This window comes from Xenorhabdus sp. SGI240, from assembly GCF_040081915.1.
Taxonomy (GTDB): Bacteria; Pseudomonadota; Gammaproteobacteria; order Enterobacterales; family Enterobacteriaceae; genus Xenorhabdus; species Xenorhabdus bakwenae.
The window spans coordinates 1-25,343 of sequence record NZ_JBEBMB010000030.1; the positions used below are offsets into that span (position 1 = coordinate 1).

Annotated in this window: 23 protein-coding genes; 7 read left to right on the top strand and 16 right to left on the bottom strand. The window is 44.9% G+C overall.

The window, feature by feature from the left end:
- Nucleotides 1-188: 188 nt before the first annotated feature.
- Nucleotides 189-755 carry a D-glycero-beta-D-manno-heptose 1,7-bisphosphate 7-phosphatase gene (gene gmhB, locus ABLA76_RS08050; protein ID WP_047768975.1) on the bottom strand — a complete coding sequence of 189 codons (567 nt, stop codon included), beginning with the start codon at nucleotides 753-755 and terminating at the stop codon, nucleotides 189-191.
- 179 nt (nucleotides 756-934) lie between these two features.
- On the opposite strand from gmhB, the gene metN reads away from it, so the two are divergent.
- The 6 genes from metN to proS all read left to right on the top strand — a co-directional run bounded on the left by metN (nucleotide 935) and on the right by proS (nucleotide 6,615).
- Nucleotides 935-1,966: a methionine ABC transporter ATP-binding protein MetN gene (metN, locus tag ABLA76_RS08055; protein ID WP_047768977.1), complete on the top strand. Its 1,032-nt coding sequence runs from the start codon at nucleotides 935-937 to the stop codon at nucleotides 1,964-1,966.
- Nucleotides 1,959-2,612 (top strand): methionine ABC transporter permease MetI, encoded by a 654-nt coding sequence (locus ABLA76_RS08060; protein WP_047768979.1) that lies wholly within the window; start codon nucleotides 1,959-1,961, stop codon nucleotides 2,610-2,612. Before metN ends, ABLA76_RS08060 begins: the two co-directional genes overlap by 8 nt.
- Before the next feature lie 166 nt (nucleotides 2,613-2,778).
- Entirely contained in the window at nucleotides 2,779-3,594 is an 816-nt protein-coding gene (locus ABLA76_RS08065) for a MetQ/NlpA family lipoprotein (RefSeq protein WP_348987532.1), read from the top strand.
- Nucleotides 3,595-3,682: 88 nt separating this feature from the next.
- On the top strand, nucleotides 3,683-4,075 hold the full coding sequence (gene rcsF, locus ABLA76_RS08070) for an Rcs stress response system protein RcsF (protein WP_348987533.1): 393 nt from the start codon (nucleotides 3,683-3,685) through the stop codon (nucleotides 4,073-4,075).
- Between the two features lie 33 nt (nucleotides 4,076-4,108).
- Complete coding sequence (tsaA, locus tag ABLA76_RS08075; RefSeq protein ID WP_348987534.1) at nucleotides 4,109-4,816, top strand: tRNA (N6-threonylcarbamoyladenosine(37)-N6)-methyltransferase TrmO; 708 nt, start codon at nucleotides 4,109-4,111, stop codon at nucleotides 4,814-4,816.
- A gap of 77 nt (nucleotides 4,817-4,893) precedes the next feature.
- On the top strand, nucleotides 4,894-6,615 hold the full coding sequence (gene proS, locus ABLA76_RS08080; protein ID WP_348987535.1) for a proline--tRNA ligase: 1,722 nt from the start codon (nucleotides 4,894-4,896) through the stop codon (nucleotides 6,613-6,615).
- Nucleotides 6,616-6,692: 77 nt separating this feature from the next.
- Here the strand turns inward: proS and nlpE are convergent, their stop codons facing one another.
- A complete protein-coding gene (gene nlpE, locus ABLA76_RS08085) occupies nucleotides 6,693-7,379 on the bottom strand; it encodes an envelope stress response activation lipoprotein NlpE (RefSeq protein WP_348987536.1) in 687 nt (228 codons plus the stop codon).
- Nucleotides 7,380-7,687: 308 nt separating this feature from the next.
- Here nlpE and rof point away from each other — a divergent pair, with 308 nt between their 5' ends.
- Nucleotides 7,688-7,951 carry a Rho-binding antiterminator gene (gene rof / locus ABLA76_RS08090; RefSeq protein ID WP_348987537.1) on the top strand — a complete coding sequence of 88 codons (264 nt, stop codon included), beginning with the start codon at nucleotides 7,688-7,690 and terminating at the stop codon, nucleotides 7,949-7,951.
- Nucleotides 7,952-8,027: 76 nt separating this feature from the next.
- Here the strand turns inward: rof and tilS are convergent, their stop codons facing one another.
- The 14 genes from tilS to ispU form a co-directional block, all read right to left on the bottom strand.
- Nucleotides 8,028-9,374, bottom strand: coding sequence for a tRNA lysidine(34) synthetase TilS (tilS, locus tag ABLA76_RS08095; RefSeq protein WP_348987538.1), 1,347 nt, complete (start codon nucleotides 9,372-9,374; stop codon nucleotides 8,028-8,030).
- A 32-nt stretch (nucleotides 9,375-9,406) separates the two neighbouring features.
- Nucleotides 9,407-10,324 (bottom strand): DMT family transporter, encoded by a 918-nt coding sequence (locus ABLA76_RS08100; protein WP_348987539.1) that lies wholly within the window; start codon nucleotides 10,322-10,324, stop codon nucleotides 9,407-9,409.
- Nucleotides 10,325-10,624: 300 nt separating this feature from the next.
- Nucleotides 10,625-11,584, bottom strand: a complete 960-nt coding sequence (gene accA / locus ABLA76_RS08105) for an acetyl-CoA carboxylase carboxyl transferase subunit alpha (RefSeq protein WP_348987540.1) — start codon at nucleotides 11,582-11,584, stop codon at nucleotides 10,625-10,627.
- 12 nt (nucleotides 11,585-11,596) lie between these two features.
- Entirely contained in the window at nucleotides 11,597-15,079 is a 3,483-nt protein-coding gene (gene dnaE / locus ABLA76_RS08110) for a DNA polymerase III subunit alpha (protein ID WP_348987541.1), read from the bottom strand.
- 27 nt (nucleotides 15,080-15,106) lie between these two features.
- Nucleotides 15,107-15,697: a ribonuclease HII gene (gene rnhB, locus ABLA76_RS08115; RefSeq protein WP_047768998.1), complete on the bottom strand. Its 591-nt coding sequence runs from the start codon at nucleotides 15,695-15,697 to the stop codon at nucleotides 15,107-15,109.
- A complete protein-coding gene (lpxB, locus tag ABLA76_RS08120) occupies nucleotides 15,697-16,881 on the bottom strand; it encodes a lipid-A-disaccharide synthase (protein WP_348987542.1) in 1,185 nt (394 codons plus the stop codon). Before lpxB ends, rnhB begins: the two co-directional genes overlap by 1 nt.
- A gap of 7 nt (nucleotides 16,882-16,888) precedes the next feature.
- Nucleotides 16,889-17,686 (bottom strand): acyl-ACP--UDP-N-acetylglucosamine O-acyltransferase, encoded by a 798-nt coding sequence (gene lpxA, locus ABLA76_RS08125; RefSeq protein WP_348987543.1) that lies wholly within the window; start codon nucleotides 17,684-17,686, stop codon nucleotides 16,889-16,891.
- Nucleotides 17,687-17,689: 3 nt separating this feature from the next.
- A complete protein-coding gene (gene fabZ / locus ABLA76_RS08130) occupies nucleotides 17,690-18,142 on the bottom strand; it encodes a 3-hydroxyacyl-ACP dehydratase FabZ (RefSeq protein ID WP_047769005.1) in 453 nt (150 codons plus the stop codon).
- 162 nt (nucleotides 18,143-18,304) lie between these two features.
- Nucleotides 18,305-19,333, bottom strand: a complete 1,029-nt coding sequence (gene lpxD / locus ABLA76_RS08135) for a UDP-3-O-(3-hydroxymyristoyl)glucosamine N-acyltransferase (RefSeq protein ID WP_348987544.1) — start codon at nucleotides 19,331-19,333, stop codon at nucleotides 18,305-18,307.
- A gap of 4 nt (nucleotides 19,334-19,337) precedes the next feature.
- Nucleotides 19,338-19,835: a molecular chaperone Skp gene (gene skp, locus ABLA76_RS08140; RefSeq protein WP_047769009.1), complete on the bottom strand. Its 498-nt coding sequence runs from the start codon at nucleotides 19,833-19,835 to the stop codon at nucleotides 19,338-19,340.
- Between the two features lie 72 nt (nucleotides 19,836-19,907).
- Entirely contained in the window at nucleotides 19,908-22,286 is a 2,379-nt protein-coding gene (bamA, locus tag ABLA76_RS08145; RefSeq protein WP_348987545.1) for an outer membrane protein assembly factor BamA, read from the bottom strand.
- 34 nt (nucleotides 22,287-22,320) lie between these two features.
- Nucleotides 22,321-23,673 carry a sigma E protease regulator RseP gene (rseP, locus tag ABLA76_RS08150; RefSeq protein WP_348987546.1) on the bottom strand — a complete coding sequence of 451 codons (1,353 nt, stop codon included), beginning with the start codon at nucleotides 23,671-23,673 and terminating at the stop codon, nucleotides 22,321-22,323.
- A 9-nt stretch (nucleotides 23,674-23,682) separates the two neighbouring features.
- Nucleotides 23,683-24,546: a phosphatidate cytidylyltransferase gene (cdsA, locus tag ABLA76_RS08155; protein WP_348987547.1), complete on the bottom strand. Its 864-nt coding sequence runs from the start codon at nucleotides 24,544-24,546 to the stop codon at nucleotides 23,683-23,685.
- A gap of 9 nt (nucleotides 24,547-24,555) precedes the next feature.
- The gene (ispU, locus tag ABLA76_RS08160; RefSeq protein ID WP_348987581.1) at nucleotides 24,556-25,305 is read right to left on the bottom strand and encodes a (2E,6E)-farnesyl-diphosphate-specific ditrans,polycis-undecaprenyl-diphosphate synthase; all 750 of its coding nucleotides are present in this window, start codon (nucleotides 25,303-25,305) and stop codon (nucleotides 24,556-24,558) included.
- Nucleotides 25,306-25,343: the final 38 nt, after the last annotated feature.

Genomic DNA, 25,343 nt, shown 5'->3' on the forward strand with positions numbered 1-25,343 from the left:
GCGAGGCTGCGTATCTTACGCCTTCCTCTTTTCGTGTCAAGCCTTATTTTTCAGGGCCTTTCACGTTGTCATCCCGACCGGTTTGTGTGTTTGTCGTGACAACGGAAGCGCATTATAGGGAGCCTTTTAATTTAGGCAAGCCTTTTTTATTATTTTTTATTTAATCGCTCATAATTTAACCCAAATGGTTATTTTTGCCTATTTTTTATAACATTTGGCAAGTCTGACAAGCTATTAACTACCAAATCCGCAACCTGTTCAGCTTCTTCTGTTACCGGTTTTCCTGTACGAACAAGAATCTTAGTACCAACTTTCGCCGCTTTAGCTGCCAACATATCTTCTATTTTGTCTCCTACCATATAAGAAGAGGACATATCGATATGCAATGCTTGCTGTGCATCTAATAACATAGCGGGCTGTGGCTTGCGACAATTACAGTTCTTCTTATATTCTTCATCCTCTGCTTCTGGATGATGCGGACAATAATAGATACCATCAAGATCAACACCTCTATCCGCCAATGACCAATCCATCCATTCTGTTAGTTGCATAAACTGATCTTCAGTAAAAATCTTACGGGCAATGCCTGACTGATTGGTAATCAAAACCAGGGCATAGCCCATTTTTTTCAATTCAAGCATGGCTTCAATAGCACCATCAATAAATTGAAAATTATCTATTTCATATACATAACCATGATCGATGTTAATCGTGCCGTCACGATCTAAGAATACGGCGGGAATACCTTGAGTCACCTGATTACTCCAAAAATGTACCAAGTGGACAGTATCGCATGATTTATTACTGATTGAGAATGCAGCATTTAATTTATTCCTAGTTGACTTAGACGTCTAGACGCCTTAACATCCACTTTAATTCATGACTTGTTGAAATGTTCTCAAGTCATTCATCATTTACATCTAATAAGAAAAATATGATAAGACTGACTCAGATAAATAAGATATTTCAACAAGGAACGCGCACAATAAAAGCGCTTTCAGATATCAACCTACATGTCCCGCAGGGGCAAATATATGGTGTCATTGGTTCTTCTGGTGCGGGCAAAAGTACCTTAATTCGCTGTGTGAATATGCTTGAACGGCCGACTTCTGGTCAGGTATTAGTGGCAGGGCAGGATCTCACTTCGCTTTCAGAACGTGATCTTACTCATGCGCGTCGTCATATTGGCATGATTTTCCAGCACTTTAATTTGTTGTCATCCAGAACTGTGTTTGGCAATGTTGCGTTATCTTTGGAACTTAATAACACGCCTAAAGCTGAAATAAAGACTAAAGTTAACGAATTGCTAGAGTTAGTCGGCCTTACTGAAAAACATGATGCTTATCCTGCCAATTTATCTGGTGGTCAAAAGCAGCGCGTTGCTATTGCGCGGGCTCTGGCAAACTCCCCCAAAGTGCTTTTGTGTGACGAAGCCACCAGCGCTCTGGACCCAGCAACAACACGTTCTATTCTGGAGTTATTAAAAGACATTAACCGTCGACTGGGTCTGACCATTCTTCTCATTACCCATGAAATGGACGTCGTTAAACGTATCTGTGATCAAGTTGCTGTCATTAGTGGTGGTCAACTGATTGAACAAGATGTTGTGAGCGAAATATTTTCGCATCCCAAGACACCGGTTGCTCAGGAATTTATCAAATCTACGCTGCACCTGGATATTCCTGAAGATTATTTACAGAAGTTGCAACCGGAATCCGCTCCTGATCGCAGTCCATTACTGAAGCTGGAGTTTACAGGCAAATCAGTTGATGCACCTGTAATCTCTATAGCCGTTCGCCGCTTTAATATCGACATCAGCATATTAAGTTCTCAAATGGACTACGCTGGCGGTGTAAAATTTGGGGTTATGCTGGCTGAATTAGATGGGGAAAGCGATAGTATCAAATCAACAATTGCCTTTTTAGAAGAGCATCATGTAAAAGTAGAGGTTCTCGGTTATGTCTGAAGGAATGATTTTATTAATGGCTAAAGGAGTCTGGGAAACCCTCGTCATGACTTTTGTCTCTGGTTTCTTTGGCTTTGTTATTGGATTGCCGGCGGGTGTGCTTCTATATGTTACTCGCCCTGGGCAGATCATTGAAAATGGTACGCTTTATCGCATACTTTCTGCATTGGTAAATATAACGCGTTCAATACCTTTTATTATTCTGTTGGTATGGATGATCCCATTTACCCGTCTGATTGTAGGAACATCAATCGGCTTGCAGGCAGCCATTGTTCCGCTGACTGTGGGTGCAGCACCGTTTATTGCCCGTATGGTGGAAAATGCATTGTTGGAAATTCCGACTGGCTTAATTGAAGCAGCGCGTGCAATGGGAGCAACCCCATTTCAGATAGTCAAAAAGATTTTATTGCCGGAAGCCTTGCCAAGCTTGATTAATGCCGCCACCATCACGTTAATTACATTAGTGGGTTATTCCGCAATGGGTGGCGCTGTTGGTGCTGGTGGTTTGGGCCAGATTGGCTATCAATATGGTTATATCGGCTACGATGCGACAATAATGAATACCGTATTAGCATTATTAGTTGTTTTAGTGTTCTTGATTCAGCTCGGCGGTGATCATTTAGTGAAAGCCGTTAATCGCAAATAGATTATTTTCAACAAAGTGGCAAGGCTTATACCTACCCGACAAATTTCAAGTTGCTGCTTTATTGGCTGCAATTTGAAAAATGATGGGGAATAAGAGCCTCAATTATAGTAGTACGCAGTAACTTGATAAGACAGGTTATAAATCAGTATTCAATAGGGGTGAAAATATGTCAGTAAAATTGAAATCCATCGCAGCAGTCAGTGCATTGTTAGGTACATTAATTCTTGCTGGTTGCGGTCAGGAACAACGTGATCCAAACCATATTAAGGTTGGCGTTATTGCAGGACCTGAACTTAAGGTTGCCGAAGTGGCTAAACAAGTGGCTAAAGATAAATATGGCCTTGATGTTGAGCTGACGACATTCAATGATTATGTTCTGCCAAATGAATCATTGAGTAAGGGAGATATTGATGTGAATGTCTTCCAACATAAACCTTTTTTAGATCAGCAAATGAAAGAACGTAACTACAAACTGGCAAGTGTGGGTAACTCTTTCATTTTCCCAATGGCGGCCTATTCTAAAAAAATTAAGTCAGTGGATGAATTGCAAGATGGTTCTCAAATTGCCATCCCCAACGATCCGACTAACCAAGGCCGCGCCCTGCTGTTATTACAAAAACAAGGTCTTATCACTCTGAAAGAGGGTGTTGGTCTGCTGCCAACTATTTTAGACATTACCAGCAATCCTAAGCACCTGGATATCGTACAGTTGGAAGGTCCCCAATTACCACGTTCACTGGACGACCAAAAGATTGTTTTCGCTATTATCAATAATACCTATGCGGGGCAAATTGGTTTAACACCAGAGCAAGATGGGATCTTTGTTGAAGATAAAGATTCACCTTACGTAAATCTCATTGTCAGCCGCGAAGACAATAAAGATGCGGAAAATGTGCAAAAATTTGTGAAAGCGTACCAATCTCCAGAAGTAGCAAAAGAAGCCAATGAAGCCTTTAAGGGCGGAGCAATAAAAGGCTGGTAATCTTTCCTATTCAGTTAATCAAGATTAAAATCATTGGGTGGATATTTTTATATCCACCCATTTTTAATTTTAATGAGGATTCAACTCGATGCGTGTGTTACCTGTCTGCTTCATGGCGCTCTTTATCGCTGGGTGTACTTCACCATCAACCCAGTTCAGTAAATCTGGTATGTCAGATCCGAAGTTGAAACATCAGCCAGCCAAAAAAAGCAAAGTGCTCTCTTATGTCCGTCTATATACTAAGCCGGATGAGCTTTTAGGTTTACCCTTTAAAGAGTTAGGTATTGTCGCCGGAGAGTCCTGCCGTAATACGTTGCAAGATTCTCCCGCCAGTATTGCAGCCGCACGACAAAATATGCTGACAAAAGCATCTTATCTAAACGCAAACGCAGTTTTACTTCATCAATGTGCAATTTTACCGGGTCAGGGTTGTTACCAAATTGCCATTTGTGAAGGCACTGCATTACTAACCACCAAATAACTCATTGTGTCCGAATTATTATAAAAAGCGCTTATGGCAGATTTTCAGTTTACGCAAATAGGAACCATTCATTCTCCTTACAAAGAGAAATTTGCCATCCCACGTCAACCGGGTTTGGTCGAAGATGGTACAGGGCAGCTAGAGTTACTGGCGCCTTATAATCAGGTTGATGCAGTACGCGGGTTGGAGCAGTTCAGTCATTTATGGATTATTTTTGTCTTCCATCAAACTATGGCGGGTGGCTGGAATCCATTAGTGCGTCCCCCTCGTTTGGGAGGAAATGCCAAAATGGGCGTTTTTGCCACCCGCTCAACCTTCCGCCCCAACCCCATTGGCATGTCACTGGTGGAATTGAAAGCTATCCAATGCGAGAAAAACCGCGTCATTCTGGAACTGGGTAGTTTGGATTTGGTGGATGGTACACCAGTTATCGACATCAAACCTTATCTGCCTTTCGCCGAATCACGACCAGAAGCCAAGGCGGGTTTTGCCCAGGCCGCACCAGCGTCAGATATGGTAGTGAATTTCTCACCAGAAGCGGAATGCCAACTTTTATCTTATAAAACCTATTATCCTCATTTGAGGCGCTTTATCAGCCAAGTCTTAGCGCAAGATCCTCGTCCTGCCTACCGTAAAAAAGCGCAGGAAAACCGCCTATATGCTGCTCATATCTTGGATTTTAACGTCCGCTGGCGAGTTTTTAATACCACAACAGAAGTGGTTTCTATCGAACACCGCTAAAACTCCTTTTGACATCGCAAGCTCGCTGGTAGACTAGCGATTTGTCTTTATTTTTCGCTATCCAATGGAAACTTACTATGCGTACTAGCCAATATCTGCTCTCTACTTTAAAAGAGACACCTGCTGATGCAGAAGTCGTCAGTCATCAACTGATGCTTCGGGCCGGAATGATCCGCAAACTCGCTTCTGGTCTGTACAACTGGATGCCGACCGGTGTCCGCGCGTTGAGAAAAGTTGAAAACATTGTTCGTGAAGAGATGAATAATGCGGGAGCAGTTGAGATTTCCATGCCAGTAGTTCAGCCCGCAGATTTGTGGCAGGAAAGTGGCCGTTGGGAACAATATGGCCCAGAATTACTGCGTTTTGTTGATCGCGGTGAACGCCCTTTCGTTTTGGGACCCACTCATGAAGAAGTTATCACCGATTTGGTGCGTAACGAAGTCACTTCCTATAAGCAGCTTCCACTGAACCTGTTCCAGATCCAGACCAAATTCCGTGATGAAGTTCGTCCACGCTTTGGTGTTATGCGTTCACGTGAATTTATCATGAAAGATGCATACTCTTTCCACACTACCCAAGCCTCTCTGCAAGAGACTTATGAGAAGATGTACGATGCCTACAGTAAGATCTTTACCCGCATCGGCTTAGATTTCCGTGCAGTTCTGGCTGATACGGGTTCAATCGGTGGCAATGCTTCCCACGAATTCCAGGTTCTGGCAGACAGTGGTGAAGATGATATCGTTTTCTCTACTGAGTCTAACTATGCGGCCAATATTGAGTTGGCTGAAGCAGTCATGCCATCTCAAGAGCGTGCGGCTCCGTCTGAAGAGCTGCGTCTGGTCGATACACCAAACGCTAAAACCATTGCTGAACTGGTAGAACAATTCAATCTGCCAATTGAAAAAACCGTTAAAACTCTGATCGTTCATGCCGCAGAAGAAAGTGGGCATAAATTAGTTTCCTTGCTGGTACGTGGTGATCATGAACTGAATGAGATCAAAGCAGAAAAATTGCCTTTAGTCGCCAGCCCGTTGACTTTTGCGACCGAAGAAGAAATCCGTGCCATCGTGAAAGCAGGCCCTGGTTCTTTAGGACCGGTCAACCTGCTGATGCCTGTCATTATTGACCGCAGCGTATCCATCATGAGTGATTTTGGTGCCGGCGCCAATATTGATGACAAACACTACTTTGGCATTAACTGGGAGCGTGATTTACCACTGCCAGAAGTGGCGGATATCCGTAATGTGGTTGAAGGTGACGCCAGCCCAGACGGTAAAGGAACGCTGTTAATCAAGCGTGGTATTGAAGTGGGTCATATCTTCCAATTAGGCACCAAATATTCTGATGCCTTGAAAGCAACCGTGCAAAACGAAGATGGACACAATCAAGTGATCACTATGGGATGCTATGGGATTGGTATCACCCGTATCGTTGCCGCTGCCATTGAACAGAACCACGATGATCGTGGCATTATCTGGCCAGATGCCATTGCCCCATTCCAGGTGGCGATCCTGCCAATGAACATGCACAAATCTTACCGCGTGAAAGAAGTCGCCGAAAAATTATATGCAGATTTACGTGCCAGCGGCATTGATGTCATTTTCGACGATCGCAAAGAGCGCCCTGGTGTTATGTTTGCTGATATGGAGCTGATCGGTGTACCACATAATCTGGTTATCGGTGATCGTAACTTAGATAACGGTGAGATCGAATATAAATACCGCCGTACTGGTAATAAGCAGATGCTGAAACTGGAAAATATCGTTGATTATCTGAAAGGTCATATTCAACAAGCTTAATTTCTTTGGTCAGCTTTTAAGAAAACCTGCGTATTTATTACGCAGGTTTTTCAATAGATATGCGCCACTGTTATACGTTATTTCTTAGTATGGCAGGAAGAAGCTTTATCAAACCGAATTTTACCTGTTTGGACCACGGCATTATCAAACAAGCCATCTTCCATTGACGGACGAACCGTGTAATAGCCCTCTATTTCCACATAAACAGGGGTTCCACCTTCTACTCCCATCGCACTATAACCACGTTCTAAATCGATATTTTCCGCCGCATCATAACGCTTTCCTGTGCCACATTCGGTAAAGAGAGCAGAATCAGCAAAATAGCTGTATTCTCCTGCCAGTTTTTTCGGTTTGGCTTTCGCTAATTCATAATTGAGGCTTGATTGAATTGGCTCGCCGTTGATATCCAGCATAACCAGGTTCTCGCCTTTCATCAGATAATAAGATTTTTGGTCATCTTTCTGACTTAAGATAATCTTTTTACCCTTTATCACCCAATGACCGGTTGCAAAGAACGTATTTTCCTGATGTTTGGCTCCCAAATAAGTTTGCCCCAATATATATGTCCCATCTTTAGCAAGCTGTAAGGTCGTCTCGATACCTGCACAATCCGCACAAGGAACAACACCACTAAACACGTTGTCACTTGACTGAAATTTCTCCTGAGAGACAGGGGTATCCGGGGTTACGAATGTATTCTGGCATCCCGTAGCGGTAAATACACCCGCAACCAACAATGCTAGCAATATTTTTTTATTCATCATTTGATCCAATAAATTCAAAAAGATAATCATTCACTTTCAAGCAAAGCATAAACTTTACCTAACAACATTGACATTACGCTGCCGGGTTCCAAAATGCACGGAGAGAACCATCGAATAGCATGACTTTATTTTATTGCGTAATGGTAAGATACAGGTTTAATCCACTTCCTGTTTTAACGAAAGTCTCACCGACTTATTCAGTAATAACGGGAAGCTTACTGTGCTATAGTCGTAAGTAGCATTTTGTATTTGATTTTGGTCAATCACGGGCGGCTCGATAACCGCCACTAACACAGTGGTGAGCAAATATGTCTATAGATAACGAAGAATATCAACCAATTAACTGTGATGATTACGATAACCTTGAGCTAGCATGTCAACGCCAGCTACATTTACTTCTCCAATTGCGAGATGGTGAATCCGTTGAAGGAAAAGCGAATAAGCTGATTTTAAGAAAAAAAATTGAATATCTTCTCGTCGATTCAAATAAAGGAACCCGTGAATTAAGGTTAGATTACATTATTAGTTTCAGCAATCCAGAAATTGGAACGATTGTTATTGAGCATTCTTAAATCTGATCGCTAATAGCGATCAACCCCCAAAGTCCTTATATAGAATAAGGACTTTTTTATGTCAGAAAAACACGCATTAAATAGACAGCATGATTTTCTTCCACTGAACCGAAATGCCTTCATCATCAGGCAAATTCTGCCCTTCTTTCGTGATGAAAACCCCCAGCGCGGCAATCAGTTTTTCATTGTAATAAAGCAACGGCGTTCTCTCCCTGAGCCAAGGGGCAATCCCTAATTCTTGCCACAGTTTTTTACTGTGACGGGAATGTTGTCGCCCGACAATACTAATATTACCCTGAACCCCAAAACGAATTGCCGCTTGCTCATGACTGGTTGGTTTTCTCACTGTCATGCCATGTTCTTTAGAACAGAGCAGCGTTCCCAACCCATCCGGTAACGTCAAAGATTGCTGTAAATCCCAGGCAAGAAGAGTTCCCGCCAGATCCTGATATTGCGGAAGTAGCCAAAGTTGCTGCCGATAACGACGAATATCATATTGCCCCAATCTAAAACGCGGTTCTGCATCTTGTCTGGCGAGTGCTACTTCTGACCAAATGCGTTGAAGCTGCTCTCGGGCTGGCATTTTTACCCCACACTGGCTGAGCCATCGCCGCAACAACGCATTTCGTTTTGCTTCCGAACTGTTTTCTAAAGGTGGAATGGATATCGAACCTTCTTCGGTAATCAGTGAATCCAAAGATTCTTGTAACAATTCATCCAGCAATTGTTCTTGCTCACCACACAAACTGGCGCTGCGGGAAACCGCTTGGGGGAAATGCGGCCAACGCTGATTGAATAACGGCATAATATTCAGGCGCAGGAAATTACGGTCGTAACGATCATCTTGGTTACTGTCATCCTCAACCCATTGTAATTTTTGGGTCTGTGCGTACCCTTCCAATTCTGCACGACTTACATTTAGCAATGGGCGAATCAATGTCGTTCCCGCAAAGGGCATTCTGGCAGGCATGGAAGATAATCCCGCCGGACCACTCCCCCGTTTCAGGGCTAATAAAAACGTTTCTGCCTGATCATCAAGATGTTGCGCCGTGATTAAAACCTCATCCTGTTGTAGCTCACGCTGGAAAGCGTGATAACGCGCATTTCGGGCCGCCGCTTCAATCCCATTCTGGCGAGTATCAAGCCGGACTTTTTCGGTTCGGAAATCCACCTGCCAATCAGCGCAAACCTGACGACAATGTTCGACCCATAAATACGCCTTTGGGTTTAAGCCATGATGAATATGAATTGCCCTTAACCCCATTCTTTCACGACTCAATTGATGGGATTGGGTTCGCAAACAAACCAGCAAATGCAGCAATACGGTGGAGTCCAGTCCACCGCTAAATCCAAGCAAAATCTTTTTATGCTGACCAATTTGTTCTGCCAACGCCGTAAGCAGAAGATCATGAGAACTTGCCATTATAGAGCCAAACCTTTTTTCATCTTGCCTAATCAATCCTCAATCAGATCATCCGTCAATTCATTCTGTTCGGACGTTTTTCTCTTCGCACTGATACAGAGTAATCCAGAAATAATAACCAGTGCTAATCCAAACACATAGGCAGGGACAAATGCATCACCAAAAAACAAGATAATCCACATCATCGACAAAACGGGGGATAAAAATAAGATTGAAGCAACCTTATGGGAGTCAGGGCCATTCATGGCTTTGAACCAAATAATATAAGAAATCCCATTCAGTATGATGCCGTTAAGTAACGTTGGCATCAGCGAGTCACCGACAGGCAAATTAATGCGGCTGAAAGCAAACATAAATACCGCAGAAACTAAGGTAGAACAGAGGAATACCCAGAATGTACTAATATAGGGATCAATAGCAAACTGTCTCGATAATACCGACATTAATGCAAAACAAAATGCTCCGCTAAATACCAGCAACAATGCCTGCGGATGTTCCACTGCAATCTCGGTAATATTGCCTTTCGTAAAAGTGATCACTACCGCCATAAAGCCCATGACAATGCCAATCATCTGTTTGATCGTTAATTTTTCTTTAAACAGGAAAAATGACAATCCAATAATCATTAACGGCCAGCTATATTGGATCACCAAAACAGCCACACCATTTTCAATGGAATAACCATAGTAAAGCAGCAAATAGAAGAAACAATCCAACGCACCTAAGATCAATACCTTAAACATGACGGGGAAGGGGATGAGTAAAAGCGTCTTCCAACTTCTTCCCATCATGAGGGCAACGACAAATACCGCCAAAACAGACAAAATATTTGACCAGAATAAATATTGGAAGTGATCCATCTCTTTCTGACCAAAACGCGATATAGAAGGAATAAAACTCCAGATAAACACGCAAGAAAACGCATAAATAATATATTTATATTTGGCCATAGAAAAACTCAACTTATTATTTTAAAGCCCAGCCTATGAGGCACCCATTCCATCCCAATGTCATTAGACATGATAATATTAGATTATATATACCAATCCAACTTCAAGATGCGTGTTATATTTCCCCACCCAGCGGGGAAATATAAGGCGTCGCGTCGTCTTACAGATTGCAACTTGAAGTTTATCGAGTATATGCCGTGATGATTTTGCCCTCACAAACAGCAAAACAGGTGGAAATACCAGAGAGTTATTACGCCTCAGTATTTCCACCTGCTATTAGCGATTAAAAACGGTCAGACCTTAACAATAACCGTATTGCATCAGGCGCTCATAACGACGGTTAACTAATTCTTCGCTGTCCAGTTCACTCAATTCAGCAAGATCAGCCAACAATTGCGTTTTCAATGTTTCAGTAATTTCTTCATAGTGACGGTGCGCTCCGCCCAATGGCTCAGGAATAACCGTATCGATCAGGTTCAATTCTTTCAGACGTGGGGCAGTATTCCCCATGGCTTCCGCCGCCAATGGCGCTTTTTCAGCGCTTTTCCACAAAATGGAAGCACAGCCTTCAGGAGAGATGGTGGAGAAGGTGCTGTATTGCAACATGTTAACTTTATCACCCACACTAAGCGCCAATGCGCCACCAGAACCCCCTTCGCCAATCACGGTACAAATGATAGGAACAGAAAGATGAGACATTTCACGTAAGTTACGGGCAATGGCTTCTGACTGACCACGCTCTTCTGCACCTACTCCGGGATAAGCCCCCGGAGTATCAATGAAAGTCATGATTGGCAATTTGAAACGCTCTGCCATCTCCATCAATCTCAATGCCTTACGATAACCTTCCGGCGATGGCATACCAAAATTACGACGGATCTTTTCTTTGGTTTCACGCCCTTTCTGATGGCCTATCACCATGACAGGACGGCCATCAATACGCGCTAACCCTCCTACAATGGCTTTGTCATCTGCATAGGCTCGATCACCCGCTAACTCTTCAAAGTCAGTAAATATATGCTGAATATAATCCAGTGTATAAGGGCGCAAGGGATGACGTGATAGCTGGGAAATTTGCCATGCCCCTAAATCAGCGAAAATTTTGCGAGTCAGCTCCAGGCTTTTTTCCCGCAGACGCTGGACTTCTTCATCCAGATTGATATCTAGCTTTTCATCTTGACGGCTAACTGCGGTAAGCGAATCAATTTTCGCTTCCAGCTCGGCAATCGGCTGTTCAAAATCCAGAAAATTCAGACTCATAATGTTCCTATTCTAGTCAAATTCTAATTCTACCTGCTCATTACCCAGCAGAGTTCGCAGATCGGTCAACAGGGTGTCTGTTGGCGTTACCCGCCAGGTCGCCCCGAATCGTAAACGGGCGCGGGCATCTACCCGCTGATAATAAAGATGAACCGGTATCGTACCTGAACGGTGTGGCTCCAATGCCCCACGAAGACGGCTCAATAATTGTTCATCAATTTGCCTGTCTGATAACGAGATAGCAAGCCCACGTGCAAATTTTTCACGTGCTTCACTGATATCCATTAATTCACGAACTGTCATTTTAAGCCCACCGCTGAAGTCATCAAAGCTGACTTGCCCGGTAGCAATCAAAATCTTGTCCTGTTCCAATAAATGCTGATACCTTTCCAACGCATCAGAAAACAGCATGATCTCCAGACGTCCTGAACGATCATCCAATGTACTGATACCAATCCGGTTTCCCCGTTTGGTCGTCAATATTTTGGAAGCTAATACCAAACCTACCACTGTTGTTATCTGACCACGAGGTGTCGGGTTCACATCTTTTAGACGCAATCCATTGGTATATCGTTCAATCTCTTTCAAATAACCTGTGATGGGGTGTCCAGTTAAATACAAGCCTAATGTTTCCCGCTCACCATCTAATACCACCTGATCCGGCCATTTCGGGGTGCTGGCATAGGAACGCTCAACTTGTTCTGGCTCTTCAGCCAACACACCAAACATGTCTGTTTGACCCGTGGCTTCGGCTTTGGCATGTTGATCCGCTGCTTTCAGTGCTCCTTCCAGGGAAGACATCAGTGCTGCACGATGTGGTCCCAACCGATCAAAAGCACCGGACATGATCAGTTTTTCCATCACACGACGGTTTATTTTTTTGATATCAACACGTGCACACAGGTCGAATAGCTCTTTGAAATGCCCCCCTTTCTGTCGGGCTTCGAGCATCGCTTCAATCGGCCCTTCCCCCACGCCTTTAATCGCGCCAATGCCGTAAACAATTTCTCCGTCATTATTGACATGGAAATGATACAAGCCGCTATTTATATCAGGAGGAAGAACTTTCAGCCTCATGCGCCAGCACTCATCCACCAGCCCAACGACTTTTTCGGTGTTATCCATATCCGCTGTCATCACGGCAGCCATAAATTCTGCCGGATAGTGCGCTTTCAACCATAACGTTTGGTAGGAAACCAGTGCATAAGCTGCGGAGTGAGATTTGTTAAAGCCATAACCCGCGAATTTCTCCACCAAATCGAATATTTTCATGGCGAGCGTACCATCCACGCCCTGTTTTAACGCTCCCTCTTCAAATACCGACCGCTGTTTAGCCATCTCTTCTGGTTTTTTCTTACCCATCGCACGGCGCAACATATCTGCCCCGCCCAGGGTATAACCGGCTAAAACCTGCGCAATTTGCATCACCTGTTCCTGATACAGAATGATACCGTAAGTTGGCTCCAATACAGGTTTTAAGGATTCGTGCTGCCATTCCACATCAGGATAGGAGAGCGCTTCCCGTCCATGTTTACGGTCGATAAAGTTATCTACCATGCCTGATTGCAACGGCCCGGGACGGAACAGCGCCACTAATGCGATCATGTCTTCAAAACAGTCAGGGCGCAGACGTTTGATTAAGTCCTTCATTCCGCGAGATTCAAGCTGGAACACGGCTGTGGTTTCAGAGCGTTGCAGCATATCGAAACTTTTCTTATCATCCAGCGGAATAGCGGCGATATCAATCGGCTCCAGCCCTTGCCTGGCACGATGTGCATTCACCATCTCAAGCGCCCAGTTGATGATGGTCAGGGTTCTCAGGCCAAGGAAGTCAAACTTAACCAGACCTGCATATTCCACATCATTTTTGTCAAACTGGGTAACCGGGTTTTGCCCTTCTGGATCACAGTAAATTGGCGCAAAATCAGTAATTTTGGTTGGTGCAATAACAACACCACCGGCATGCTTACCTGCATTACGAGTGACACCTTCCAGTTTACGCGCCATGTCTATCAGCGCTTTAACCTCTTCATCCGCTTCGTAAATTTCAGGTAACTGGGGTTCGGCAGCAAACGCTTTTTCCAGTGTCATACCCGGGTCAGGAGGCACCAGTTTCGATATTCGATCCACAAATCCATAGGGGTGTCCAAGTACACGCCCAACATCACGGATAACCGCTTTCGCCGCCATCGTACCAAAAGTGATGATCTGCGATACGGCATCTCGTCCGTACATATCTGCAACGTGATCGATAACCTGATCACGTTTTTCCATACAGAAATCGATGTCAAAATCTGGCATGGAAATACGTTCAGGGTTAAGGAAACGTTCAAACAGCAGATCGAATCCTAGCGGATCGAGGTCGGTAATTTTTAACGCATAAGCCACAAGGGAGCCGGCACCAGAACCTCGTCCTGGACCAACGGGAACACCGTTGTCTTTCGACCACTGGATAAATTCCATTACGATCAGGAAGTAGCCAGGAAATCCCATCTGATTGATAACGTTCAGCTCAATATCCAGACGCTCATCATATTCTGGCCGTTTTTGCCCCCTGACTTCTGGGTCGGGATAGAGAAATTCCAGACGCTCTTCCAATCCTTGCCTGGATTTTTCAATGAGAAAGTCTTCTGTGCTCATTTCTCCCGTCGGAAATTGGGGCAGGAAATACTCACCAAGACGGATCGTGACATTACAGCGTTTAGCAATTTCTACGCTATTTTGTAGCGCTTCAGGAATGTCTGAGAAAAGCTCGCACATCTCCTGTTCACTGCGTAGATATTGCTGAGGGCTGTAATTTTTAGGCCGTTTCGGATCAGACAGTGTATAACCATCGTGGATAGCAACCCGAATATCGTGGGCTTCGAAGTCTTCGCTTTCAAGAAAACAAACGTCGTTGGTTGCCACAACAGGAAGATTTTTTTCTGACGCCAGCGCCACAGCCGCATGAAGATAGTTTTCTTCATCCTGACGTCCGGTACGGATCAGCTCAAGGTAATAACTGTCAGGGAAATGCTCCTGATAAAAATCGAGGCATTGCTCCACCATCGCACGATTGCCACGCAGCAGGAATTTACCCACATCCCCCATGCGCCCTCCCGACAACAGGATCAACCCTGTTTTGTATTTCACCAGCCATTCCCGCTGGAGAGTCGGCCCAATCGCACCATAACCTTTTTGGTAAGCCTCAGAAATCAGCAAAGTCAGATTTTGGTAACCTTCATTATTACGAGCAAGGATCGTCAGATGGGCATATTCATCCCCCAGCAAATCACTTTCCACATAAAAATCTGCACCAATAATTGGCTTGATACCGGCACCGTGGGCACTGCCATAGAATTTCACCAATCCACACAAGTTGGTAAAATCCGTGATCGCAAAAGCTGGCATCCCCAATTTGGCGATTTTTTTCACCAATGGGCCGGTCTTAGCCAAGCCATCAATCATTGAATAATCACTGTGAACACGTAAGTGTACAAAACGTGGTTCTGTCATAATCTGCCCAGATACTTATCCCAGATTTTATATAAGACCTAGCACCCGTTTAACGGGCGCAAAACTTTTACGATGGTGCTCCGTAGCGCCCAAAGAAGCCAGTTTTTCCAGATGCAGGGCGGTTGGATAACCTTTATGTTTCGCAAAGCCATAGTCAGGGAACTGTTTATCCAGCTCTGCCATTTCTCTGTCACGTGTGACTTTGGCAAGAATAGAGGCAGCACTGATTTCTGCAACCAGATTATCGCCCTTAATGACAGCCTGAGCTGGCATGGATAACACCGGACAGCGGTTGCCATCAATCAGAACATAATCCGGTATGAGTGCCAACCCGGCAACGGCTCTTTGCATAGCCAGCATTGTGGCGTGGAGGATGTTAAGCTGGTCGATCTCTTCCGGCTCTGCGCGACCGAGGCTCCAACATAAAGCTTTTTCTTTTATTTCCCAATACAGTGCCTCACGGCGTTTTTCCGTGAGTTTCTTGGAATCCATTAAGCCTGCAATCGGTTTGAGCGGATCAAGAATAACCGCCGCAGTCACGACAGCCCCTACCAGTGGGCCACGCCCAACTTCATCAACACCGGCAATCAAATTCGCCTGTGGATAAACAAAATCCATTATCTTCTCGCTAATTCCAGAACGGCTTGCGCAGCCTGTTCATCGGCATCACAGCGAATGCTTTTATGCAAATGCAAGAACGTTTGTTGCAACGCTTCCACATCCGCACCACCTTGCACAAGAGGTAACAATGCCTCTGACAACGCTTGTGGTTCGCATTCATCCTGTAGCAGTTCTTTGACTAATTCTTTTCCTGCCAGTAAGTTAGGCAAAGAAACATACGGTGTTTTCACCAAGCGTTTTGCCAGCCAAAATGTAAAAGGTTTCATTCTATAGCCCACTACCATTGGGCATTTGGCCAGCATACATTCCAGTGCAGCCGTCCCGGATGCCAGTAAAGTGGCATCACTGGCAATCATGGCTTCACGCGCTTTGCCATCCAATAAATGGATCAGCAAATCCGGTGCTATCTCGTTTTTAATGCGCTGAAACTGTTCACGCCGTTTGGCATTAACCAACGGAACCAATACATGCAAGTCGGGATATTCTTCCCGTAATAATTGGGCGGTTTTTAAGAAGTCAGCACTGAGCATCTCGACTTCAGCATGACGACTCCCCGGCAATATTGCCAGACAGTGAGCAGCCAATGGGATACCCAGAATTTTTCTGGCGGCGGCTTTATCGGGTTGCAAGGGCATCGCATCTGCCATTGTGTGCCCGATAAATCGGCACGGAACGTTAAACCGATCGTAAAAGGCTTTTTCAAAAGGTAAAAACGCCAATACCAAATCCGTTGCCCGCCCCATTTTAAACACGCGTTTCTGACGCCACGCCCATACCGATGGGCTAACGTAATGGATCGTTTTAATTCCCTGCTGTTTAAGCCTGCCTTCCAAAGTAATGTTGAAGTCAGGCGCATCAATGCCAATAAACACATCAGGTTTCAACGCGGTAAAACGGGCGGTTAAGTCTTTGCGTATTTTCAGCAAACGGGGCAAACGTCCCAGCACTTCGACGATCCCCATGACGGCCAGCTCTTCCATCTCATACCAGGCTTCACAACCTTCTGCCTGCATAAGAGGACCAGCAACACCCACAAAACGGGCGTGCGGAATTTTTGCTTTCAATGCACGTATCAGCCCTGCCCCAAGGATATCACCGGAAGTTTCTCCGGCGACCAAACCAATTATCAGTGGGCGCTGATTATCAACAGAAGAAAAGGTAGTCAAAGGAGTATCCTTCATCTACTTATTAACGAATGATGCCACGGCTGGATTTTGCGGAATGTTCCAGAAAATCACTGAATACTTTCACATGCAGGCTGTTTTCCGCTTGGAGATCAATCTCTTTTCTGGCTTCTTCCAATGTTTTTCCGCTGCGATAAAGCGTCTTATAGGCATTACGAATGGCATGCAGAGATTCTTTGTCAAACCCACGGCGTTTCAGGCCTTCGATATTCAATCCGAAAGGGGTTGCATGGTTTCCCTGTGCGATGATGTAAGGAGGAATATCCTGAGCAACGCCGGAACAGCCACCAATCATCACGTGGGAACCAATTTGACAGAATTGATGCACCGCCGTCATACCACCAATAATGACATGATCACCCAGAATAACATGCCCGCCCAATGTACCGTTGTTCGCAATAATACAACGATCACCAATGATACAGTCATGGGCGATATGGGCGTTGATCATCAGCAGATTGTCACTGCCAACTTTAGTCACGCCCCCACCCTGCACAGTGCCTCTGTGGATAGAAACACTTTCACGAATGCGATTACGGTCACCAATTTCAACACGGGTTGGTTCACCCTGATATTTGAGATCCTGATTGACCTCCCCAATAGAGGCAAATTGATAAATCTGGTTATCACGACCAATTTTAGTTATCCCATTAACCACAATATGGGATTTTAATTCAGTCCCTTCACCAATCTCAACGTGGGCACCGATATAACAAAATGGGCCAATGCGGACATTGGCGCCAATAACAGCACCCTCTTCAATAATAGAAGAGGGATGGATAATCGCGGTCTTATCAATCATGGATTAAGCCTCACGACGGCGAGCACACATCATTTCAGCTTCGCAAGCCACTTCTCCATCGACTTTCGCTACGCCCCTGAAACGCGCAACACCGCGACGTTCTTTAATAAATTCTACTTCCATGATCATTTGATCGCCTGGCAGAACCGGACGCTTGAAGCGAGCGCCATCAATCGCTGCAAAGTAATACAATTCACCTGGCGCCAGTGATCCAACACTTTTGAACGCCAAAATACCGGTAGCTTGAGCCATTGCTTCGAGGATCAAAACACCAGGAAAAATGGGTTTACCCGGGAAGTGTCCCTGAAAGAATGGTTCATTAAATGATACATTCTTGACTGCGCGCAAAAATTTACCTTTCTCAAAATCCAAGACGCGGTCTACCAACAAAAATGGGTAGCGGTGAGGCAGTAAATCTAAAATCTCTTCAATTTGCAGAGTATGATTATCACTCATCTAAATACTCTTCCTGTCATATAAAAATCATAATATTAACGACACGGCCTGCGTTAACTCCAAATTCAGAGCTATCAGGCAGGCCGCAAAAATCAAAAGCACAACCAAAAATGCTAATTAAAAACGTTTAATCAAAAATGTCTATCCAAGATGCGGGTATGATTATTCGTTTTCACCTTCCAGTTGGCGTTCAACTGACTTCAAGCGCTTATTCATCTCATTGATGCTCATGATTAAAGCGGCCGTCTTGCGCCAAACTTTGTTCGGTTGTAACGGAAGCCCCGACGAGTATACACCCGGCTCTGTGATTGGACGTATCACCATGCTCATACCCGTCACGGTCACTTTATCACAGATTTCCATGTGCCCATTGATGGCACTGGCTCCACCAATCATACAGTAACGGCCCATTTTCAAACTGCCCGCCATAACGACGCCACCCGCTACTGCGGTGTTGTCTCCAATTGTCACGTTGTGGGCAATCTGACATTGGTTGTCTATGATAACACCATTACCGATGACTGTGTTATCCAATGCGCCGCGATCAATTGTCGTACAAGCGCCGATTTCAACGCGATTTCCGATGATCACTGTGCCTAACTGTGGAATTTTAACCCAATTTCCGCGCTCATTGGCATAACCAAAACCATCAGAACCGATAACAGTCCCTGACTGGATCAAACACGACTCACCAATTTCAACATTGTGGTATACCGATACATTGGCCCAAAGACAGGTTCCTGCACCAATCCGCGCATTTTTTCCAATAAAACAACCGGCACCAACAATAACGTTATCACCAAGCATAACGCCGGATTCGATAACCGCATTGGCACCAATCGCCACATTTTTGCCCAGTACCCCCTCAGGGGAAATAACTGCTGATGGGTGGATATCCTGTGCCGGTTTCGGTGTCGTATCCATAAGTTGCGCCATACGGGCATAGGCAAGGTAAGGATCATTAACAACCAACGCGGCAACTTTGCAGTGAGGGAGATCTGCTTCACGCAGCACAACGGCCGCAGCCTGACAGGTAGCAAGTTTGTCAGTATAACGACTGTCGGATAAAAATGTAATTTGCTCGTTATTTGCTGAATACATCGGCGCAATACCGGTGATGACGATATCGCCATCACCATGCAATTGCGCATTCAACTGCTGAGCGAGATCAGCCAATCGAATTGAAACCATCTACTTACTTAACCTGTTTCAGTACTTCTACAGTGATATCTTTACCTGACGTAGAATACACCACGGTATTCGCATCCAGAACCAGATCGTAACCTTCTTTGCCTGCAACCACTTTGACTGCATCCTGAATACGGTTCAGAATTTTACCGCGTTCTTCCATCTGACGACGGCGGTTGTCGTTTTCAAAACTTTGCGCTTTCTGAGCAAAGTCATCACGTTTCGCCATCACTTCTTTTTCCAATTTTTCGCGTTCACTGGCCTTCATGGTTGAGCCATCACGCTGTAATTTTTGGATTTTAGTTTGCAACTCAGATTCCATACGCTGTAATTCAGTTGCGCGGCCTTTAAATTCGTTTTCCAACTGTTTTGCCACAGCTTCACGGGCAGGTAACTGTTGAAAAACTTCAGCTACGTTCACTAAAGCAATTTTATCTGCCGCCTGCGCACCCGCAGAAAATGCTAATGCTATCCCCAAACCTGCTGCACACAATATTTTCTTCACTATAAACTCCTTTGACCTACGCTATTTTTACATATTAATAATAGGGCGATTTTTACCAAAAATGATTAAAAATTACCAAACTCCGCCAATATTGAACTGGAACTGTTCCGCTCTATCACCGGAATATTCCTTAATTGGCTGTGCATAAGAGAAGCTCAGTGGTCCTAATGGTGATATCCATTGCAGAGCAATACCGGCCGAAACACGGATGTTATTTGGCTTACTGTAGTCCGGCATCCCAGCGTCAGTCTTATCCCAATTGGTATCCCACACAGTTCCCGCGTCCACAAATAGCGAAGTCCGCAGGGAGTTAGCATATTTAGCATCCAGGAACGGTGTCGGGGTAATCAGTTCGAAACTCGCAACCGCCGTCGCGTTACCCCCCACGGCATCACGGGATGGGCTATTTGGTTTACCACTTTGTTCATCTAAATAAACCGCTTTCGGGCCAATATTATTCGACCGGAAGCCACGAACACTGCTGGAACCACCGGCATAAAAGTTCTCATAGAATGGCATTTCCTTGCCACCAAAACCGCCACCATATCCCAGTCGTGTACGCCCCATCAGTACCCATGCGTGATTATCATCTAATGGATAATAAGCGGCTGAGTTCCAAGTGATTTTATAGAACTGGTTGTCGGAACCAGGAATGGTCACTTTCGTATCCAGAGAGGATTTCAGGCCAGATGTCGGGAAGAAACCACGGTCAAGATTGTTGTAAACCCATCCTATTGTGACGGTGAAGTCATTAGAATCAAAATTCGCCTTATCTTTAAAATTGGGATGTTTACCCATTTTATTCCAATAACGCCACATCGCGCTCTGTGGTCGCATATTAGACAGAGAGTTATGGATATAACCCAGTCTAAACGACAGGCCGTTATTTTCATTCAATGGGAAGCCGAGCGTTCCCTCAGTACCGTATGCTTTATTGGTATAATTCGAAAGATCAGCATCATTGGCGCGGAAATCGTTATAGAACAGACGCCCCCCCAAACTGACACCATCGACGGTGAAGTAAGGGTTAGTCATCGATACATCAGCCGATGTTGAATAGTCATTTTTACTGGCGTTGATGCTCACGGCGTTGCCTGTTCCCAGCCAGTTGGCCTGTTGGAGTCCAACCTGGAAACCCATGCCACTTTCCGTGCCGAAACTAACACCAAAGTTCATAGAACCCGTATTGCGCTCTTTGACTTTGTAAACCACGTCAACCTGATCTGGACTGCCTGGTACGCGTTCCGTTTCCACATCAACAGAGTCAAAATACCCTAATCGATTGAGGCGTTCTTTACCCTGCTCAACCAAATCACTCCCCAGCCAAGAGCCTTCCATCTGACGCATTTCACGGCGTAATACAGAATCTTTACTCACATCATTGCCTGAAAAACGGATTTTACGCACATAGAAGCGATTGCCAGAATCAACATTCACATGCAGCTTAACCGTCTTATCGGAATCGTTGATTTCAGGTTGTGTCATTACGCGAGGATAAGCATAACCGTGGCGACCAAGCAGGTTTTTGATGGCGGTTTCCATCTTGGTTACTTCTGCACCATTATACAGCGAACCTGGTTCAATTTTAGTCAATTCTTCGACTTGGGACTGGTAACCCGCCAAATTACCATTCAAATCAACCCCAGCGATTTTATACTGATCGCCTTCGGTGATATTGACAGTGACATAAATACCTTTCTTATCTGGCGTCAGGTTAACTTGAGTCGAGTCAATATTGAAACGCGCATAGCCTCGATCAAGATAGAAACTACGCAAGGTTTCAAGATCACCTGCCAATTTTTGTTTCTGGTATTTTTGGTCAGCCATCATGTTCCACCAGGGAACATCATCCCTAAGTTGGAACTGGTTAAGCAATTCATTGGTTGAGAAGGCTTTATTACCAACAATATTAATTTGTTGGATCTTGGCAGAAACCCCTTCAGAGAAAACGAGCTTCAAATCAATACGGTTGCGGGGCAGTGGTGTGACAACGGCTTTTACTGTCGCGTTGTATTTACCAACACTGTAATAGAAATCTTCCAGCCCCTTCTCAATATTGGACAGCATAGTGCGGTCAAGGGCTTCACCAACACGAACGCGAGAGGCTTCAAGGTTTTGCTTGAGCATGTCATCTTTCACCGATTTGTTGCCGGTGAAAGTAATACTTGCGATGGTTGGCCGTTCTTTTACCTGAACAACAAGTGAATTGCCATCACGTAAGACACGAACATCTTCAAAGTTTCCAGTTGCGAACAGTGAATGAATCGTGCGGCTAATATCTTCATCACTAACCGTATCACCCACCCGAACTGGCATGTTCAGTAATGCTGCACCAACGGTGACGCGTTGAAGACCGTCAAAGTGAATGTCCCGAACTACGAATCCGTCTGAACTGTATGCAGTGGCGCTGCCGAACAGCAGCGACGCTATGAGCAACTTTTTCATCGCCATCGTTGTTATGCGTTTTCCTAACCGGTCTCCCACCTTAAAAGCGGGAGAAATCATTGAAAAGTGCAAGCCCCATTAATAACACCAGTAATATAGCACCAATGCGATAACTGAAGTCTTGTACACGCTCGGAGACTGGCCCCCCCTTAATCTTTTCGATAGCAAGGAAAAGCAAGTGTCCACCATCTAGTACAGGTAATGGAAACAAATTAATGATCCCAAGATTGACGCTAATCAGCGCCAAAAACATTAAATAATACACCAAGCCAGAATCAGCCGATACTCCTGCGCCTTTGGCAATGGAAATCGGCCCACTCAGGTTATTCAGTTTTAAGTCACCCACAATCAATTTGCCGATCATATTGACCGTCAGCTTCATTAACTGCCAAGTCTTGTCTCCTGCCTCATAAATGGCAGAAAAAGGTCCATATTGCTGAATAACCTTGTATTCATCCGCCAATGGAATGATTTTCAGTTCGGTGCCAGCAAACCCCTCTTCACGGCCATTGGATAATTTTCTGACTTCAGGAGTCAGGGACAAGGAGATCATTCCCCCCGCTCTCGCAACGTCCAATTTTAGAGGAGTATTAGGATTCTTCCTGACAACAGATGAAAAAGTGTGCCATACATCTACATCTTGATCGTTGACTTTAACGATCCTATCCCCACTTTGTAAACCCGCTTTTTCAGCGGCTGAAGCAGGATAAACTTTTTCCACTTGCGAACTCAGTCGAGGTACAACAGGCATAATTCCCAAAGATAGCAGAACATCCTGTTTAGATGGATCGAAAGCCCACTTGCTCAAATCTAGTGTCTTTTGAACACCATCAAGCGCATTCAGCGGCAAAACATCCATAGTGACCGATGTCGCCCCCACTTTACCTATCATGGCAAGACGTACTGAGTTCCAATCAGGAGTTTCGATACCATTAACGGCTTTTAGTTCCATTCCAGGCAAAATATTTGCCTGTGCAGCAATCGAGTTTGGCTTAATATCCAACACTACCGGGCGCACAGATGGCACGCCAATCACAAAAACCAGCCAATAAGCGATCACCGCCAGAATGAAGTTTGCGATTGGCCCAGCGCTGATAACTGCCGCGCGCTGGCCAATAGTTTTGTTATTGAATGCCATATGACGACGTTCGGGAGCAACTTCCCCTACCCGCTCGTCGAGCATTTTGACATATCCCCCAAGGGGGATAAGAGCGATAACGTATTCGGTTCCCTGTTTATCTGTACGACGCCAAAGCACCTTACCAAATCCGATGGAAAAGCGTTCAACGTAGATACCGCACCGTCTGGCAACCCAAAAATGACCAAACTCATGCACGGTGATGAGAACACCCAAAGCAACAATAAATGCAGCCAGATTCCAGAGAATATCCATGACGTACCTTCAGAGAGTAAATCCAGAAGAAATTAACATAACCAGCCCAGCAAACACGGGAACTGCCGCAGTCAGACTATCAACCCTGTCCATGACACCGCCGTGCCCCGGAATCAATTGACTACTGTCTTTGATCCCAGATTCCCGCTTGAACATACTTTCAGCCAGATCACCAAAGACCGAGGCAACCACCACTACCGTAGAAATCAGCAACAAATGTTCTGGCATCGCGGGGACAGGGGCAAATTTGCCGAACAACCACGAAATCAGTGCAGCCGTTAATAACCCACCAACCAACCCCTCAAGCGTTTTACCTGGGGATACTTTTGGGGCCATTTTATGTTTACCCATAGTACGGCCAAAAAGATAAGCGCCTGAATCGGCAGCCCATACCAACAGCATGACGTACAGCAACCACCATGCGCCATCATAAGGATTATTTTCATAGCTCTGGGTACGCAGTACCATCATCCCACAATAAAATGGCACAATAGTCATAACCCCGAATAGCAGACGCAAGGCAACCGACGATTTCCAGATGGAAGCAGAAGCCGGATAAGTCACCACCAATAAAATGGCGACCACCCACCAAAGCATGCCAGCCCACAATAGGTATACAATTTGTGGTTTCTCAATAAGGTGAGAAAAATCCGACAAAGAGTACTGCAAGGCCAATAGCCCGACAGCAAATAACACAGCCAGCGTAATACGCTTAACTGGAGTGAAAAGACCTGCAAATTGCCCCCATTCCCATGCAGCAAGTGCTGAAACAGCAATCACAACCAACCCAAACCCTGCCGGGGAGAGGAAAAACAGCGCTACAATAACAAGTGGAATCAATATCAACGTAGTTAAAAGACGGTACTTCAGCAAGTTATCCTCCTATGATCCCACTTCGGCATCGTCTTGCGTTCCGCCAAATCGGCGTTCTCGTTTGACAAAGGCATTAATCGCACCTTCAAAAATAGTTTCATCAAAATCAGGCCAAAGTATATCGGTAAAATACAATTCTGCATAAGCGATCTGCCAGAGCAGGAAATTACTGATACGATGTTCGCCGCCAGTCCTAATCACCAGATCCACTTCAGGCTGCTGACTTAAATTGATGAAATTATCAACTGTAGTTTCGGTAATCTCTTCGGGAGATAATTCATTGGCTTCAATCTTTTCCGCAATTTGTTTAAAACTCTGAACCAGATCCCAACGACCACCATAGTTAGCAGCAATATTAAGCTGTAATCCGGTATTGCCCGCTGTCAATTCAACAGAACGGCGGATACGCTCCTGCAACCGTAAGCTAAAACGACTGATATCACCAATCACAGACAATTTCACATTGTGTTTATGCAGGCTCTTTACTTCATTATCGAGAGCAAAAACAAACAGCTCCATCAATGAACTGACTTCCTGCTGTGGGCGATTCCAGTTTTCGCTGCTAAAAGCATATAGCGTCAGTGAATTAATATTATTTTTCACTGAAAAACTCACGGCACTTCGTACGGCTTTAATTCCTGCACGGTGGCCAAAGACTCTTAATTTGCCCCGTTTTTTTGCCCAGCGACCGTTACCATCCATAATGATGGCGACATGTCTGGGTAACGTTGGCAATGAGTCATTATCACAGGGAGATATCACTCAAAATAATCCTTAAATAACTAAGCTGACTTTTT